The sequence below is a fragment of the Bradyrhizobium sp. B120 genome, from assembly GCF_049075665.1.
Taxonomy (GTDB): domain Bacteria; phylum Pseudomonadota; class Alphaproteobacteria; order Rhizobiales; family Xanthobacteraceae; genus Bradyrhizobium.
Window position 1 is genome coordinate 1,592,501 of sequence record NZ_CP185242.1, and the last position, 17,065, is coordinate 1,609,565.

Sequence of the window (17,065 nt, forward strand, 5' to 3'; positions counted from 1 at the left end):
CTATTATCTCACAGATAGGGTACAGCTGGCTCGTTAACTAATTGGTTACGGCAACGCGAAGAGGGGGTAACCGGCGATTAACCATAGATATTTACGTTGGAGCAGTACTGTCAGTTGAATTCGAGTCAGAACCCATGAAGTTCGGTAGCCGCATAGGCCCGAGACGTTCCGAAGTCACGGAACCCGCAGCGTCGTGGGAAACTGCCGGCGTGCCGGCCGGCCAATCCTCCGCGGAAACCATCAAGGGCGTACTTAGCATTCCGGGCGTGGTGGCCTTTTTTCGCGAGAAGGGTCAACGCATCCTGATGCTGGCCGCGGTCATCTTCGCAGTCGGTGTCATTGTGTTGATGTTGATCCCGGCGCGTTACGCGGCGACGGCGCTCGTCGTGCTCGATCCGCGCGAGCAGCGCGTCACCGCCGACCAGGACGTGCTGCCCGGTATCGGGCAAGATGCCGCAGCTCTGCAAAGCTACGTCGAAATCGCCAAATCGGATGGATTTCTCGGGCCGCTGATCGATCAGCTCAAGGTCGCCGAGGACGGCGACGTTTCCGGTGGCACGACCGACACCACGCGGCTGCTCGACCGGTTTCGCAAGCGGCTCGATATTTCCCGGCGTGGATTAACCTATGTGATCGCGATCACGTTCACGTCCAACAATCCGCAGCGTGCGGCCTACTACGCCAATGCGGTGGCCGAGGCGTTCGTCGCCAGCCAGCGCGGGACGCGCAGCGTTGCAACCGATGAAGCGGCCGACTGGCTGAAGAGCCGGCTCAAGACATTGAACGACCGGCTGCGAACGTCGGAAGATGCCGTTGCCAAGTTCAAGCTCGAGCACCGGATCGTCAACGCCGGCAAGGAATCCACCACGCAGCAATTGCGCGTCACCGACCTGACGCAGCAGGTTGCCGCGGCGCGGGCCCGTGCCGAGGAGGCCAAGTCGCGCTATGACCAGCTGCAACGCGACCTGAAGGCCAATGTCGACGGACCGGTCAAGCAGGACCTGCTGAGCGCGCTGCGCGCCCAGCGCTCCGCGCTCAACGACCAGATTGCGCAGAAGCGCGGGGTGCTCGGCGATCGTCATCCCGACCTCGTGATGGCGCTCAGCCAGTTGAGCGATCTCAACCGGCAGATCGAGATCGAGCGCAAGAAGAACATCGACACCGCGAAGTCGGAATACGAGGCGCAGCGCGACCAGCTGAAGGCGCTCGAAGACCAGTTGAAGGCGGCTGAGTCGCAGATCCTGGTCGACGGCCAGGCGTTCGTTAAGCTGCAGGAGTTGCAGCGCGATGCCGATGCCAACAAGAATATCTACGAGCAGTTCTTGTCGCGCTACAGGACGACCGACGAGCAGCGCGGGCTTCAGAACTCGCAGACCAAGGTCGCATCTCCAGCGACGCCGCCGGTGCGTTCGACGCTTCCGCCACTGCCGCTGTTGCTCGTCGTGCTCGCGATCGTCTCACTGCTGACGTCGACGGCGATCGTCGCCGTTCCCGGTCTGAATCTGGGGCAGCTCCCGATCAAGGCCGTTCCGCCGCTCCGCCGCGCCGAGGAGCCCGCGCCGGCCCCGGCCCCGGTCCCGGCCGCGCCGCAGTCTGCACTGCCGCCGGGATTGCCGGTGCTCGCCCGCATTCCCAACATGGTGTCGCCTGATGCCGTCAGGAGCGTCTGGCAGACGCCAATTTCGACGACGGCTGAGCCCGATCTCAGTCTACATCTTCAGCTGCTGACCGAGAACATCGAGCAGCTTCCGGGTGAGCACGGCAAGGTGGCGCTGTTGCTGTCGGTCGAGACCGGTGCGGGCGGCAGCACCGTCGCACGGTCGCTCAACCGGTCCGCCGTCAAGAACGGGATGCTTAGCGTCCTGATCGAGATGGAAACGAGGCGCACCGAAGCCGCGCCGCCGCAAGGCTCGGGGATCATCAAGGCCGATCTGCCGTCGGTCGTCGAACTGCTGGGCGCCAGCAGCAAGGCGCCGCCCTATCCGCAGGACGACATTCGCGCCGATTTCGGCCTGATCATCGTCGACGCATCGTCGCTTGCGATGCAGCCGGCCGCGGTCGCGCTGGCCGCCCACGCCGACCTTGTGATCCTCGTGGTCCGCGAGGGCGCCGCCGACCCGGCTGCGATCGGCAAGGCGCGGGCCGATCTGTCCAAATTCGGTTCGGTCCCGATTGCGCTCGTCGTCAATCGCGTGGCGGCCAATGCCGCAGTCAGCAACCCTCAGCGCGAAGCCCTGGGATTGGCAAGCTGAAGCTCTGAATTCCTGTTTGACGGGTTTTCTTCATGCGAACCGGCGTCCATCCCGCATCAAGTGCGGGACAGGCTTTCGCCTGAAAACGCTCTAGTCCTTGCTATCCGCAACACGGACGGCGTAAGCGCCAGCCTTCGACGACGACAGATGCGACAGCACCAGAATTGACGGGTCGACGCCGGTCCGCCGGCGGCACAGCACATTGAGCGCGATGGTGGCGAGCACCAGGGAAGCCGTCGCCGAGATCGCCGCCCCGAGCACGCCGAGCCAGGGGATCAGCACGACAAATCCGACCAGCCGCAACGCCACGTTGGCGGCGACCACCGGAACATAATCGCGCTCATGCCCCGTCAGTTGCAGGACCGCGGCCGACGGCCCGCCTGCCGCCTGGAAGGCCGTTCCGATCGCGAGCACGATCAGCACCCACTGCTGCGCGGCGAAATGCGGTCCGAACAGGCCGAGCAGGTAGGGAGCGCCGACCCAGACGATGACCAGCCCGGTGACCACGCAGAGCGCGGTCACCTCGGCCATCAGCTTCAGCGTGTGTTCGAGTTCGCGGTGGTTCTTGCTGAAATACAGCGACGGCAGCCGGCGCGCGCCGAACGTGTAGAGCGCAGCGGAAAGCATCGCGAAGATATTCGCCAGGCGCGAGGCGGCGAAATAGACGCCCGCAGTGGCCGGATCCAGCATCCAGTAGACCAGGATGACGTCGAAATACTGGTTCGCCGCTTCGAGAATCGAGGCGAGCCAGAAGCGGAACGCGCTGCGGTTCCAGCGCGACGTCTCGAAGCGCGCCGTGACCGTGCGCAAGTTCGGCAGCACGCGCATGATCGACACGATCTGCACGATCAGCCCCAACGCCATCGCGACCGTCATCGCGGTGAACAGCTCGGCGGGGGTGAGCTGGCGGTGGCCGAACAGCACTGCGATCAGCACCAGGACAACGGCAACCCGCCAGAAGAATTCGCGATTGCCTTCGCCCATCAGGATGCTGACCAGTGATCGTGCGATCTGGCTGCCGAGCATCAGCCCGGCATTGATGGCGGTGAATGCCGAGACCGAGAGGATCAAGAGCCACCATTCGCCGCGAATGCTTGCCACCGTGGCGATCGCGGTAATCGAGATCAGCATCCCGATCGCCGAGTACTTCAGGCTCGACAGCAGCACACCCTTGGTGAGCTCGGCCTGACCGCGCACCTCGTACTCGTTGAGGAAGCGAACCAGCAGCAGCTCCTGGCCGACCAGGCCCACGACCGCGCCGATCTGGGCGATGGAGAGCAGGGTTGCGAAGTCTCCGAACGCGTCAGGTGTCATCGCTCGCGCGGCCAGCGAGAACAAGGCGAACGCAAGTCCGCCGCTGCCAACCTTGAGGAGGATGGTCCCGGCAACGCCGCGCGTCACATCGCGCCGTAGCATTTGGAGAACGGAGGCAATCACAAGAGACGTCTCAATATCCTGTCGGACGACCGACCTTAGCAACCGGTGAGGTCTGGAGTGTTAAAGTTCTCTTGCTAAAATTCCGTTCCTTCCAACCGGGCTTGAGGCGCGACGGCCAATATGTCGCGCTGCTCCATTCTGGAACGCCGCCGTCCTCGCTGTGTCCTAACGGCGCAGATCGGATTTTTCTCCGCCACCCGGTTCGATAGCATGGACCGCGCCGGTTGAAGCCGCGTTAGCGCGTCAACGGCGCCCGTCGAAGCGCCACGGCCAGGCCATTGCCCCGCTTGCCTGCTGCGGAGCGTCTAAAACATCAGTTTCATGACCGTTATGGCTGCAAGCGATGTGCCGGGAAGCGGCTGATCGCGGCCGGAGCGTTGTTGTTAACCTCAATAGTGGAACTCGTCGTGTTCGTTCTGCAAGGCGGCGGGGCAGGCAAGGAAATTGCAGTTCCGTGGTCAATTAGCCGTCGGAGCGGACAAAGATGATTGCCGAGAAAAGCACGACCCAGCCGATCGCACCCTGCGAGGCTGAAACGATCGAAGCAGACGTTGCCATTGTCGGCGCCGGTCTGGCGGGCTCGCTCGCGCGGGCCGTTCTCGCCCGGGCCGGCTATCGGGTCGTCCTGATCGACAAGCGCTCGATCCCGCCGGATGAATTCCGCGTCGAAAAGATCGCCGGGCGGCAGATCGATATCTTCCGACGCCTCGGTTTCATCGACCACGTCGAGGCCGTCGCTGCGCCCTATGACCGTGTGCTCAACATCAGGGACGGCAGACTGGTCGATATCGGCGTCGGCAGGTCCTACGGGATTTCCTATGCCAACCTCGTCAACATGGCCCGCGGCCTGACGCCGGATACGTCGAGCTTCCTGCTCGACCAGGTGACCAATGTCAGCTGCAGCGAGGATCGTCAGCAACTGACGCTGGCCTCCGGAAAACGCGTCGTCTCGCGCCTGGTCGTCCTGGCGACCGGCATGGCGGGCGCGCTTGGCTACAATCTCGGAATGCGCCGGCAGATGCTTGCCGAGCGCCACTCGATTTCGTTCGGGTTCACCATCGCAAAGCCGGACAACGCGCCGTTCGGTTTCGACGCGCTGACCTGCTACGGCAAGAAGGCCGCTGACGGCGTCGACTATCTCAGCCTGTTTCCGATGTCGGGCGGCATGCGGGCGAACCTGTTCATGTTCCGCGATCCGACCGATCCGATCATGCGCGAGCTGCGCCGCGACACAAGACGGACGCTGCTTCGTCTGATGCCGGGACTGGAGCGCTACCTCGGCGATTTCCAGATCGTCGGCCAGGTGCACAATTGGGTCATGGACCTGTCGGTGACCGAGGGCCATCTGCAGCCCGGCGTCGTGTTGATCGGCGATGCCTACCAGACCAATTGTCCCGCGGCCGGTACCGGCGTGAGCCGGCTGCTGGTGGATGTCGAGCGTCTTTGCACCGAATATGTGCCGCGCTGGCTCGAGACCGACGGGATGGGCACGGAGAAGATCGCGCAGTTCTATTCCGATCGCGACAAGCTCGCCGCCGACCGGCATTCGCTGGAACTGGCGCGCTTCCGCGAGGCTTTGACCTCCAACACCGACGTACGCTGGACCATGCAACGGAAGCTGCACTTCCTGCGCCGCATGGTCACGCATCAGGTTGACCGGATTCATCCGGGATGGGTCATGCGCGTGCGCAGCGCGCTCCGCTAACGGGGCGCGCGCTTCTCAAGCGGCTCTAAAGCCGGACGAGTTTTGCTTGAATCGGCTTTGGTGCGGTCTCGGTTCACCTCTCCCAAGGGAGAGGTGAGCTTTCGACGCAGTCCAGCTCAACCTGATCTCATCACGATCTAGCGTGTACCGGTCGAGGTGCGGATCGGCCTGAGATCGGTCACCCGCTTCGCCGCCTGCTTGATCCAGGGCGCCTGCTTCAGCGCAAACAATGCAAGCGATCCGGCCGCGCTGCCGGCCTGCGTCACGCCCGACATCGGCGTGGGCTGGCCGCCGAACTGCATCTTGTAGGGCTCGTCACCGATGGTGAAATCCAGCACCCGGTCTCCACGCTCGATGCAGTCCTTGGCGACACTTTCGAACGTCAGCGCGCCGATCGACTGGCTCTTGTATCCCTCGATGTCGAAAGCCGTCATGACGATGAGCAGGCGGCCGCTGTGGGCGAGGCCAAGTGCCGTGGCGATGACCTCGCCATCCATCTTCATGGTGTAGAGCCGGGTAAAGGTGCCCATACCGCGAAACGCCACGCTCGAATAGAAATCGAAATATTCCGGACGCTGCAACAAGTCGCCATCACCGTGCGCCTGAAACCGCGGACCGCGAAACTTCCTCATCACGTCCATGGCTTCGCCGACGGAAGCGCCGTCGGTGCAGCATGCGAAGGTGAGCGTGCCCTTCTTGTGGATCTGGCGCCACTTCTTCGCCAGCTCCTTCACATAGGACTTGCCCAGCGCGTTGATCTGCCATTGCTCGAACGGCGCGGACAGGACTGTCGCATAGGCATTGGTATCCATCAGGCTGCGGTGAGGCGCCCCGAGCAAATTCTCGATCGGCATCCTGGCATCGAGCAGCTTGGGAATGCGCAGCAGGTCGAACGGCCGGACCAGTTTGCGAAGCTTCTCGCAGGCCTGCCGGTCCTGCAGCAGGTCGGCGAACGTCTTGGCGGCGCAGACCGACGACAGATAGTCGGACACGCGAAGGTCGGCGAATTCGATCGTGCGCATCGGCCCGCGGCGCACGCGCAATAGCGGCAGCACGGCCGCCAGCGCCTTGCTGGCGCGGTGACGGACGACGACGACCAGCGGCTTCGCTGCCGCGGCGGGAGCGAGCTTGCGATAGAGGCTGTCGAGCCACAGCGGATGCTGGAAGGCGGTCGCGTCGGAGCCTTCGAACAATGTCGCGTATTCTTCAGACAGGAAGTCGAATGCGTCGTCGATGCAAACATCGAACGCGTCATCATTCTTATTCATGTGAAACCAAACAAACGGGTTTTCAAAAGCGCCGGTCGAGCCGCCGTGATCTCCTTATAGCAAAGGCTGACGACCTCGGGCACCGGGAGAATGCGATTTGTGTTAATGCGCTCCCGCGACCTTTGCGCAGTGTTGCTGCTCGAACGTCGCCGGCCTTGCGGAATCCTGTGTGATGCTGTCGCTCCGCCCAGCGCCGGCATCGTTAACCATCCCTTGCGGTCCGTCTCACGTCACGCTGCCGCGTGATATCGCAGCCGTCTGGACCGGATATTGCAGTTAGGTGCACGTAAGCACTGGAGCCCCTGCTGAAATGTTGACTAACAGCCAAAAAGCCCGCGTTTCCGACGCAATCTCGCCCCTGCAGGCCGATCACGAGCGGCCGCGGCGTCTCGATTCGGATATGGCTGCTCCAGCTGTCCGGATTTGCAACACTTCGAGCGTCGGGCAACCGGTTTCCTCGACGGATGTGCCAGCCGAATCAACGACGCCGAACGGCGTGCTGGAGCGGCGCACCAATCCTGTCGGCCGGGCTGCGACCGCCAGCGTTGCTCGCGCGACGATCGGCGGGCTGCGGCTCGCTGTGCTCGATCGCGAGCAGACCGCGGATTTCATGGTCGAAGCGGTGTATCCCAACCGGCGCATCAATCGGCCGCTGTATCTGACGTCAGCCAATGGCGAGGTGCTGTCGCGCTGCTCCACCGAGCCGATGACCGATCGGCTGTTCCGTGCCGCCGACCTGATCAATGCCGACGGGCAGCCGCTGGTCATGGTGTCGAAGCTGCGGTCTCCGAACCCGCTTCCCGAGCGCGTCGCGACCACGGATCTGTTCCACGACGTCGCGTGCAAGGCGGAAGAACTCGGGCTGACCTTCTACCTGCTCGGGGCGAACGAGGCCGAAAACAACGCGGCCATCGCCAATGTTCGTCGGGCCTATCCGGCTCTCAAGATCGTCGGCCATTCGCACGGCTATCTGCGCGGCGACGCGCTTCGGGCCAAGGTGGATGAGATCAACGCTCTGGCGCCGGACTTTCTCTGGGTCGCACTTGGCGTGCCCTACGAGCAGGCCTTCGTCGATGAATTCATGTCGCGGCTTGGCAACGTCGGCGTCATCAAGACGTCGGGCGGATTGTTCAACTTCCTGTCCGGATCGCGGCCGCGCGCGCCGAGGTGGATGCAGATCGTCGGGCTCGAATGGGCCTGGCGTCTTTGGCTCGAGCCGCGCCGGCTGTTCTGGCGCTATCTGACCACCAATCCGCACGCCCTCTATCTGCTGTTCAACCGGACGCGGTCCTCGTCGACCAGGAACTGAAGCACCTGTCGCGTGCAAACTGCGCTCCGGTCCGATCCTCCGGAGTCGCAAGCTCATCCGATGAGCTGAGTACAACCGATATGATGCCGCTCGCGGCGCATGCGGATCGCGCGGTACGCCCTGCCTTGCCTTGCATGGCCTGAGGAACAATACTCGCTCCGGACAGCCAGCCCAGGGAACCGAGAGCGTTGCCGGACATTGCGAGCAGGGAACAGTTCGATGTCAAGCGCGCAGCCTTTGCCGCGACCATCGGCAACATGCTGGAGTTCTACGACTTCATCACCTACAGCTTCTTTGCGACCGAGATCGGGCGCACCTTCTTCCCCGCGCATAGCGAATACGGCAGCCTCATGCTGTCGCTCGCGACCTTCGGCGCCGGTTTCCTGACGCGGCCGATCGGCGGCATCGTGCTCGGCATCTTCTCCGACCGGGTCGGCCGGCGGCCGGCGATGCTGCTGAGCTTTGCGCTGATGGGTGGCGCGATCCTGACCATCGCGTTGACGCCGTCCTATGCCGCGATCGGCGTCGTGGCGCCGATCATCGTGATCCTGGCGCGGATGGTGCAGGGGTTCGCGCTCGGCGGCGAAGTCGGACCGACCACGGCCTATCTCATCGAGATCGCAGCCCCGAGGAATCGCGGCCTGGTGGTGGCCTGGCAGCCGGCAAGCCAGGAGATCGCGGCGACCGTCGGCGCCCTGGTCGGCGTGATCCTGAGCAGCACGATGGCGCCCGACATGCTGCAGGCTTACGGTTGGCGCGTCGCATTCCTGCTCGGGGCCGTCTGCCTGCCGTTCGGCATCTGGATGCGCCGGACATTGCCGGAAACGGTTCCTCACGGCGAGCGTGCCGCGGCGGGCGTTGAGCGCGCGAACCATGTCACGCTGGCGCGCCGGCATCTTCGCGTGATCCTGCTGGCCGTGATGATCCTGGCCAGCGGCACGATCTCGACCTACGTGACGCAATACATGACGACCTACGCCAAGAATACGCTGCATGTGTCGCCGTCGCTGGCGTTCACCGTCTCGCTGGTGAGCAACGGACTTCAGATCATCGGCGCGGTGCTGGGCGGCTGGCTTGCCGACCGGCTCGGACGCAAGCCGATCATGATCTGGCCGCAGCTGGTCGTGCTGGTGCTGACCTATCCGGCCTTCCTGTGGATCGTCCGGGATCCCGGCGCGTGGTCGCTGCTGTTCGGCTTCGGCATCCTGTCATTCATCGGATCGCTGCCGTTCACCGCGTTCTACGCGGCCTTCACCGAAGCGCTGCCGCAGAACATCCGCGGCGGCGTGTTCGCGACGATCTACGCGGTCGCGATCGCGACCTTCGGCGGCACCGCGCAACTCGTGGTCACGTGGCTGCTGCACGTGACGGGAGATCCGCTGGCGCCGTCCTGGTATCTGCTGCTCGCAGCAGTGGTCGGCATCGTGGCCATGAGCCTGATGCCCGAGACCGCGCCGGTGAAGGTCGGCGAGAGGTAACCGCTGAGCTCAGTCCATGTCGCGAAAGGCGTGGCCGTTGGCCTCGATCTCCTTCACGAGCTGCGGCGGCAGGTTGGCTTGCGCCGAGGTGCCGTCGAACACCCAGTCCTTGGCGTCGCCGAGATCGGGGAGGCCGGCGCCCTTGCGAACATAAAGGCCGACCGATGCCTTCTTCGGGTTGATGTAGAGATCGTAGTCCATCGCGCGCCTCCTCTCCGTTTCACGTTTAGTGGAAGTCCCGGCCATGGCCGGAGACTTCCCGGATGAAGCAACGCCGGCGGGTCTAGGCGGGTTTCTTCGCCTCCGGCGCAAGCACCACCGACGCTTCGCTGGTCAGCATCAGGAAGGTGATGGTCTCCTGGAAATACAGCTGGACCGAGGTCGCCGAGTGGCTGAGATAGCCGATCGAAAGGTCCTGGCCGATCGAGAGCTGGAAATCGCCGCCGCGGGTGGTCAGCAGGACGCCGCCCGCGATTGCGGGTGCCCAGATGATCTTGCCGTCGATCAGGCGCTGGATGTGCTGCAGCACGGGGTAGCCGTCGTCGGTCGCACCGCCGATCGCGGTATAGGGCTCGGTGCCGAGCAGCAGCGTATAGGGACCGTTGACGCCGGCGAGCCGCAACTGGCTGACCGCCTGCGCGACCACGGCGGGGTAATTCTTGATGCTCGACGGCAGCTTCAACACCGGGTTGCTGGTGCCCTGACGGATGCCCTGAATGCCGGCGGCGGTGTAGCCATCGAACACCGCGCGATCCTCGGCGAAGGCGATCTTTCGCGCGGCGTCCTTGAGCGGATCCCAGTCGGAATCATTGGAGCCGCGTTCGACGTCGTCGATCGCCTGGCGCGACAGCTCGAACGGCACGCGCAGCTCGACCAGCGCGCGCACGTCACGCTGCGTCGCCTCGACCCCGTCGCCGGGTGTCGCAATTTTCTTCAGATGGCCGGTGCCGACCGCGGAAAAGTCCGTGCCCTTCGGACCATCGACGTCGACGACACGGCGCGCCGCCAAGTGGCGCTTCAACGTCCGCGAAGCTTCCTCTTCGATCTGGGCCCATGCCGCGTCTGAGATGGGGGCTAGTCCCCGATGAAGATTATTCATGTCCAGCCTCTCCTTTGAGTGAGCCGATCCCGAGCGAGCCGTCGGACGGCGGTATTTTTTGTGCAGGTGCCTCGTCAGCCCCGGCGTCATCCAGCGACGGCTCGGCTGGCGCGGGTGCAGGCGGCTCGCTGGTGACATCTTCCAGGAAGGTCGCTGACGGAATGAAGAACAGCGTGCCGGTCACCGCGCGGCTGAAGTCGAGCAGGCGGTCGTAATTGCCCGGCGGCTTGCCGACGAACATGTTCTCCAGCATCTGCTCGATCCGGTGCGGGGACTTGGCATAGCCGATGAAATAGGTGCCGAACTCGCCCTTGCTGGTGTTGCCGAACGGCATGTTGTCGCGGACGATGTCGAGCTCCTCGCCGTTCTCGACGATCGTCGTCAGCGCATTGTGCGCGTAGCTCGGCTTCACCGCATCGTCGAGCTCGATGTCGGACAGTTTGGTGCGGCCGATGATCTTCTCCTGCATCTCGACCGGCAGCTCGTTCCACTTCTTCAGATCGTGCAGGTATTTTTGCACGATCACATAGCTGCCGCCGGCGAAGGCCGCGTCCTCGTCGCCGATGATCGTCGCCTCGGTTGCCGCCTGGTCCTCCGGATTCTCCGTGCCGTCAACAAAGCCGAGCAGGTCGCGCTCGTCGAAATATTTGAAGCCGTGCACCTCGTCAGAGGTCGCGACCGCATCGCCGAGCCGCGACATGATCTGTGTCGCGAGTTCGAAGCACAGGTCCATCGGCACGGCGCGGATGTGAAACAGCAGGTCGCCCGGCGTCGCGACGGCGTGGTGGACGCCGTTGATCTCGCGGAACGGATGCAGGCCCTGCGGCTTCGGCGCGCCGAACAGCCGGTCCCATGCATCCGAGCCGATGCCCATGACGCAGGACAGCCGGCCCTCGAGATCGCGGAAGCCGACCGCGCGCACCAGCGCAGCCACGTCCGCACATAGCGACCGCACCACGGTATCAAATTCCGGATTGGGCTTGATCGTGACCGCAAGGAAGATGGCCGCGCGCGTCAGCTTCGCAGCGACCGGTTGCGGAACGGCTGATGGCACGCATCTCTCCTTAACTAACGGCACTTTAACGCGAAAAAGGTCTCGGCTGGACGCCGGATCGACGTTCAGACAGGGCAGAGGAGCATGCCACCGGAGCCTTTACAAGAGCCCGGATTGCTAGGCTTCCGCGGACGGACCAACCGGCTTGCCGGACTTTTCCTCCTCGAGGGTCACCGCAATGGCGGCGTTGGCTGACAGCCGCACCTTGGAGCCTTCGACACCGGCAACGAAGCCGAGCTCGATATAGTGGTGATGGCCCTTGTGGAAGCCGTCGCTCTCGCTCTTCTTGAGCTTGATGCGGTTGCCTTCCACATGGTCGACGGTGCCGACATGCACGCCGTCGGCGCCGATGACCTCCATGTTGTCCTTGATGTTCTGCTGCGTCATGACGCTCTCCCTGGTTTCAGGTCGGCTTGTACATTCAGCTTGCATATGATGCGCCTGGACGACGCGACGATGACGGCGCGTCGTTGGCAATCCGGGCTTCTCTCACACTGGTTCGAATTCGTCCGCGGCAGCGTTCTCCGGCTTCTTGCCGTTGAAGGTGAGGCCGGCCTTGGTGGCGGAGAGCTTCACCTGTGAGCCGTCGCGCACGTCGCCGGCGAGGATCATCTCGGCGAGCGGGTCCTGCACGCTGCGCTGGATCACCCGCTTCAGCGGGCGGGCGCCATAGGCTGGATCCCAGCCCTTCTCCGCGAGCCAGTCGCGCGCCTTCGGATCGAGCTCGAGATCGATCTTGCGATCCTCCAGCAGCTTGCGCAGGCGCGAGAATTGAATCTCGACGATGCGGCCCATGTCGCTCTTCTGCAGCCGGTGGAACAGGATGATCTCGTCGATGCGGTTGAGGAATTCGGGGCGGAAGTGCGCCCGCACCATGTTCATCACCTGCTCGCGCACCGTGCTGGTCGGCTGTCCCTCCGGCTGGTTGACGAGATATTCCGCGCCGATATTCGAGGTCATGATGATCAGCGTGTTGCGGAAATCGACGGTGCGGCCCTGGCCGTCGGTGAGACGGCCGTCGTCGAGCACCTGCAGCAGCACGTTGAAGACGTCGGGATGCGCTTTCTCGATCTCGTCGAACAGCACGACCTGGTAGGGCCGGCGCCGCACGGCTTCGGTCAGCGCGCCGCCCTCGTCGTAGCCGACATAGCCCGGAGGCGCGCCGATCAGCCGCGAGACCGAGTGCTTCTCCATGAACTCGGACATGTCGAGCCGGACCATCGCGGTTTCGTCGTCGAACAGATATTCGGCGAGCGCTTTCGCGAGCTCGGTCTTGCCGACGCCGGTCGGACCCAAGAACATGAACGAGCCGATCGGCCGGTTCGGGTCCTGCAAGCCGGCGCGGGCGCGGCGCACCGCGGTCGACACCGCACGCACGGCCTCGGCCTGGCCGACGACGCGCTTGCCGATCATCTCCTCCATGCGCAGCAGCTTGTCCTTCTCACCTTCCAACATCTTGTCGACCGGCACGCCGGTCCAGCGCGAGACGACCTGCGCGATGTTGTCGGCGGTCACGGTCTCGCTGGCGGACGAGGTCTCGCTGGCCTCGACGGCAGCGAGCTTCTTCTCGAGCTCGGGAATGCGGCCATAGGCCAGCTCGCCGGCCTTCTGGAATTCGCCCTTGCGCTGCGCATTGGCGAGCTCGGTGCGCAACTGCTCGAGCTCGCCCTTCATCTTCTGCGCGTCGGAGAGCTTGCTCTTCTCCGACCGCCATTTCGACGTCATGTCCGCCGACTTCTTCTCGAGATTCACGAGATCCTTCTCGAGGGTTTGCAGACGGCTCTTGGAGCCGAGATCGGTCTCCTTCTTCAGTGCCTCCTGCTCGATCTTGAGCCGGATGATCTCGCGATCCAGCGAATCGAGCTCTTCCGGCTTGGAATCGACCTGCATCTTCAGCCGCGCCGCCGCCTCGTCCATCAGGTCGATGGCCTTGTCGGGCAGGAAGCGGTCGGTGATGTAGCGGTTCGACAGCGTTGCGGCCGCGACCAGCGCCGAATCCGCGATGCGCACGCCGTGATGCTGCTCGTATTTGTCCTTGAGGCCGCGCAGGATCGAGATGGTGTCCTCGACCGTCGGTTCGGAGACGAACACCGGCTGAAACCGCCGCGCCAGCGCCGCGTCCTTCTCGACATGCTTGCGGTATTCGTCGAGCGTGGTGGCGCCGATGCAGTGCAACTCGCCGCGGGCGAGCGCGGGTTTCAGAAGGTTCGATGCGTCCATCGCGCCGTCGCCCTTGCCGGCGCCGATCAGGGTGTGCATCTCGTCGATGAACAGGATGATGCCGCCCTCGGCGGACGTCACCTCCTGCAGCACCGCCTTGAGCCGTTCCTCGAACTCGCCGCGATACTTGGCACCGGCAATCAGCGCGCCGAGGTCGAGCGCGAGCAGTGCCTTGTCCTGCAGGCTCTCCGGCACGTCGCCATTGACGATGCGTAGCGCCAGACCCTCGACGATCGCGGTCTTGCCGACGCCGGGTTCGCCGATCAGGACGGGATTGTTCTTGGTGCGGCGTGACAGCACCTGGATGGTGCGGCGGATCTCCTCGTCGCGGCCGATCACCGGGTCGAGCTTGCCGTCGCGCGCGGCCTGGGTCAGATCGCGGGCGTATTTCTTCAGCGCGTCATACGCGTTTTCGGCGGTCGCGCTGTCAGCGGTGCGGCCCTTGCGCAGCGCATTGATCGCCGCGTTCAGGTTCTGCGGATTGACGCCGCCCCTGGCGAGCAGCTTGCCGGCCTCGCTGTCCTTGTCGGCTGCCAGCGCCTGCAGCAGGCGTTCGACCGATACAAAGCTGTCGCCGGCCTTGTCGGCGGCCTGTTCCGCCGCGGCGAAGGCGCGCGCGGTCTCGGGCGCGAGGTAAATCTGTCCGGAGCCGGCGCCGCTCACCTTCGGCACCTTCGCCAGCGCGTCTTCGGTCGCCTTGAGGATCGCGCGCGAGTTGCCGCCGGCGCGGTCGATCAGGCCGGCTGCGAGGCCTTCACTGTCGTCGAGCAGCACCTTCAGGATGTGGAGCGTCGAGAACTGCTGGTGTCCCTCGCGCGTCGCGAGCGATTGTGCCGACTGAATGAAGCCGCGGACGCGATCGGTATATTTTTCAATGTTCATCGTGGCACCTCAAGGCAGCACAGGCTCGTCGAGATCCATTATGCCATGCATTGCCGCCGGCGACAGATGGCGGAACGATGACGTCCATCATGCGACAGGCGTCCAATCGTGCCGGGCGGAGAACCGCGGGCCTGACGCCGCCGCTGCTCGTATCGTGTGGTCGTTTCAGGGGAGTGTCAATCGCGGAGCGCGGCCGCCGGCATACCGCTTTTGAGGTGTTGCGACTGCCGGTGTTCGCTTCTGGCACTCATCCGGAGGCACTGCTACGGACGCGCCGACAAATCGGGGCCCCGCATCACGCCGATGGCGGCTCGGCTGATCGTGATGCTTGCGAAATGAGCGGCGCGACAAGTCCGGATGGGTTGCAATCGTGCGAGAGCCGAAGTCATGTTCGCGAATTCAGTAACTGTGATCCCGCACCTCGCGGAATGCACGCGATGATGCAGACGTGCGTCGCGCGCTGTTTCACTGAATCGCATGATAATGAGTCACTGCACACTCTGAACCGTCGATGAATAGCTGCGTGATGCGTTTGGCGCTGTTTCAGGTTGATGTAAGGTCAAGGCGCTAGCGATGAAGTGTGTCGGTGCGTTGCCGATGCACGGAACTTTGTTCCGGTTCTCACGTTGAACGTGCTCATCGAAGAGGCTCCCAATGATCACTCGTCTTCTTTCGACCGCGTCGTGCGCCGCGATGGCCACGGCGCTGTTCACTGCGACGGCCGTGCCGGCAATCGCGCAAGATGCGGCATGCGCGCCGGTCGCTGCCGTCGAGACCGCGCCGCCGCCGTTGCCGACCTACGATCAGCCGCCGGTGCCGGGGCCCGGTTACATGTGGTCGCCGGGCAATTGGTCGTGGGACGAGGATCGCGGCGATTACTACTGGGTGCCGGGCACCTGGGTGCAGCCGCCGCGGGTCGGGCTGCTCTGGACCCCCGGTTACTGGGGCGCATTCGGCGGCGGCTTCATTTTCCATCAGGGCTATTGGGGCGATCGCGTCGGCTTCTACGGCGGCGTCAATTACGGCTTCGGCTACGGCGGTTCGGGCTATGAAGGCGGCCGCTGGGATCACGGCAACTTCTTCTACAATCGCACCGTGAACAATCTGGAAGGCGCGCGGATCACCAACGTCTACGAGAAGAATGTCACGATCAATCAGACCACCATCAACAACGTCAGCTACAATGGCGGCCGCGGCGGCATCGAGGTGCGGCCGACACCCGCCGAACGTACGATCGCCAAGGAGCAGCACTTCGCGGCGACGCCGTTGCAACGCAAGCAGGTCGAGACCGCAAGCCAGGATCCGAGCCTGTTCAAGCGGGCCAACAACGGCGTGCCCGCGGTCGCCGCAACGGCGCGGCCCGGCGAGTTGAAGGGACCGGGCGTGGTCCGCGCGCGGCCGGCCGGCGAGGCCGTGCCTGCCACCGCGGCAAAGCCGGCGGCCGCGGAGCCGGCGCGGCCGGGAACAGCGGCTGCACCTGCAACAGCACCTGCTGACTCCCATGCGCTCCCGGTCCCGGGGAAAGAGCTTCCGGCGGCGCATCCTGCGGCCCAGGAGACCAAGCCCGCGGCCGAGGAGAAGCGCGCAGCTCCCGCTCCCGAGACCAAGGCTGAGCCGCACCCTGCTGCGCCGGTGGCTGCCGGGTCGCACGCGCTTCCAGTCCCCGAGAAGGGCGTTGCGGCGCATCCGCCCGCCGAGCCGAACAGGCCTGCGGTCGAGGAGAAGCGCGCAGCGCCCGCCGCCGAGCCGAAGGTTGAGCCGCGGCCTGCAACGGAAGCGGCGCGGCCTGCCGCGCCGGAGCGGCGTCCTGAGGAGGTGCGCAAGGAGGAGCCGCGGCCGGAGCCTGCCGCGAAGCCCGTCGCGCGGCCGGAGCAGGCAGCACGGCCCGAACCACGACCGGAGCCTGCTGCAAGGCCGGAAGCACGGCCGGAGACGATGGCGCGTCCTGAGGCGCATCCGCAGCCGGCGGCACGGCCGGAGCCGCACGTTCAGGCCGCGCCGCACGTTCAGGCGGCGCCGCACCCTGCGCCTGCCGCAGGTCACCCCGCAGAGGAGAAGCGGCAGGAGCAACGCTGAGGTACAATCGCGCTCCGCCGGCTCGTTCCGGCGGAGCGCGCACTCTCTATCTTCCCGCGCGCAGGCGATCATCACTGGAGGTCGGTCATGGCACAGAGTCACGGTGGCAGCGGACAGCTTGACGACGGCAAGCCACGCCTGAGCGAGGACGATATGCAGCGAGCCCTGCTTGGTCCGCGGGGTGTGCCGGGTAAGCCGGATCCCGCCAGGATGACGCCGCAGCAGAAGAAGAACATGCCGAACTATCTCGATCCCGGACATACCTCGTAGCGCGCCCGCGATCCG

Annotated in this window: 13 protein-coding genes; 6 read left to right on the forward strand and 7 right to left on the reverse strand. The window is 64.6% G+C overall.

The window, feature by feature from the left end; all coding sequences use genetic code 11:
• The first annotated feature begins 134 nt into the window (after window positions 1-134).
• Window positions 135-2,252 (forward strand): GumC family protein, encoded by a 2,118-nt coding sequence (locus ACOIX3_RS07585; protein WP_420969131.1) that lies wholly within the window; start codon window positions 135-137, stop codon window positions 2,250-2,252.
• Window positions 2,253-2,342: 90 nt separating this feature from the next.
• Here the strand turns inward: ACOIX3_RS07585 and ACOIX3_RS07590 are convergent, their stop codons facing one another.
• On the reverse strand, window positions 2,343-3,668 hold the full coding sequence (locus ACOIX3_RS07590; RefSeq protein WP_420969132.1) for a lipopolysaccharide biosynthesis protein: 1,326 nt from the start codon (window positions 3,666-3,668) through the stop codon (window positions 2,343-2,345).
• Window positions 3,669-4,173: 505 nt separating this feature from the next.
• Between ACOIX3_RS07590 and ACOIX3_RS07595 the strand changes: the two genes are divergently transcribed.
• On the forward strand, window positions 4,174-5,394 hold the full coding sequence (locus ACOIX3_RS07595) for an FAD-dependent oxidoreductase (protein WP_420969133.1): 1,221 nt from the start codon (window positions 4,174-4,176) through the stop codon (window positions 5,392-5,394).
• Between the two features lie 137 nt (window positions 5,395-5,531).
• Here the strand turns inward: ACOIX3_RS07595 and ACOIX3_RS07600 are convergent, their stop codons facing one another.
• A complete protein-coding gene (locus ACOIX3_RS07600) occupies window positions 5,532-6,662 on the reverse strand; it encodes a GNAT family N-acetyltransferase (RefSeq protein ID WP_420969134.1) in 1,131 nt (376 codons plus the stop codon).
• A gap of 496 nt (window positions 6,663-7,158) precedes the next feature.
• On the opposite strand from ACOIX3_RS07600, the gene ACOIX3_RS07605 reads away from it, so the two are divergent.
• Window positions 7,159-7,971 (forward strand): WecB/TagA/CpsF family glycosyltransferase, encoded by an 813-nt coding sequence (locus tag ACOIX3_RS07605; protein ID WP_420971679.1) that lies wholly within the window; start codon window positions 7,159-7,161, stop codon window positions 7,969-7,971.
• Window positions 7,972-8,228: 257 nt separating this feature from the next.
• Window positions 8,229-9,449, forward strand: a complete 1,221-nt coding sequence (locus ACOIX3_RS07610; RefSeq protein WP_420971680.1) for an MFS transporter — start codon at window positions 8,229-8,231, stop codon at window positions 9,447-9,449.
• A 9-nt stretch (window positions 9,450-9,458) separates the two neighbouring features.
• On the opposite strand, the gene ACOIX3_RS07615 is transcribed toward ACOIX3_RS07610, so the two are convergent.
• The 5 genes from ACOIX3_RS07615 to clpB form a co-directional block, all read right to left on the reverse strand.
• Complete coding sequence (locus ACOIX3_RS07615) at window positions 9,459-9,650, reverse strand: hypothetical protein (RefSeq protein WP_097672779.1); 192 nt, start codon at window positions 9,648-9,650, stop codon at window positions 9,459-9,461.
• Window positions 9,651-9,732: 82 nt separating this feature from the next.
• Window positions 9,733-10,548 carry a family 1 encapsulin nanocompartment shell protein gene (locus tag ACOIX3_RS07620; protein WP_420969135.1) on the reverse strand — a complete coding sequence of 272 codons (816 nt, stop codon included), beginning with the start codon at window positions 10,546-10,548 and terminating at the stop codon, window positions 9,733-9,735.
• Window positions 10,541-11,602 carry a Dyp-type peroxidase gene (locus tag ACOIX3_RS07625; protein WP_420969136.1) on the reverse strand — a complete coding sequence of 354 codons (1,062 nt, stop codon included), beginning with the start codon at window positions 11,600-11,602 and terminating at the stop codon, window positions 10,541-10,543. The genes ACOIX3_RS07620 and ACOIX3_RS07625 overlap by 8 nt, the downstream gene beginning before the upstream one ends.
• A 117-nt stretch (window positions 11,603-11,719) precedes the next feature.
• Entirely contained in the window at window positions 11,720-11,989 is a 270-nt protein-coding gene (locus ACOIX3_RS07630) for a DUF2171 domain-containing protein (RefSeq protein WP_050628119.1), read from the reverse strand.
• A gap of 102 nt (window positions 11,990-12,091) precedes the next feature.
• The gene (gene clpB / locus ACOIX3_RS07635; protein ID WP_420969137.1) at window positions 12,092-14,704 is read right to left on the reverse strand and encodes an ATP-dependent chaperone ClpB; all 2,613 of its coding nucleotides are present in this window, start codon (window positions 14,702-14,704) and stop codon (window positions 12,092-12,094) included.
• Between the two features lie 654 nt (window positions 14,705-15,358).
• Between clpB and ACOIX3_RS07640 the strand changes: the two genes are divergently transcribed.
• Both ACOIX3_RS07640 and ACOIX3_RS07645 read left to right on the forward strand, forming a co-directional pair.
• A complete protein-coding gene (locus tag ACOIX3_RS07640; RefSeq protein WP_420969138.1) occupies window positions 15,359-16,780 on the forward strand; it encodes a hypothetical protein in 1,422 nt (473 codons plus the stop codon).
• Window positions 16,781-16,867: 87 nt separating this feature from the next.
• Window positions 16,868-17,050, forward strand: a complete 183-nt coding sequence (locus ACOIX3_RS07645) for a hypothetical protein (RefSeq protein WP_092116659.1) — start codon at window positions 16,868-16,870, stop codon at window positions 17,048-17,050.
• The last annotated feature ends 15 nt before the right edge of the window (window positions 17,051-17,065 follow it).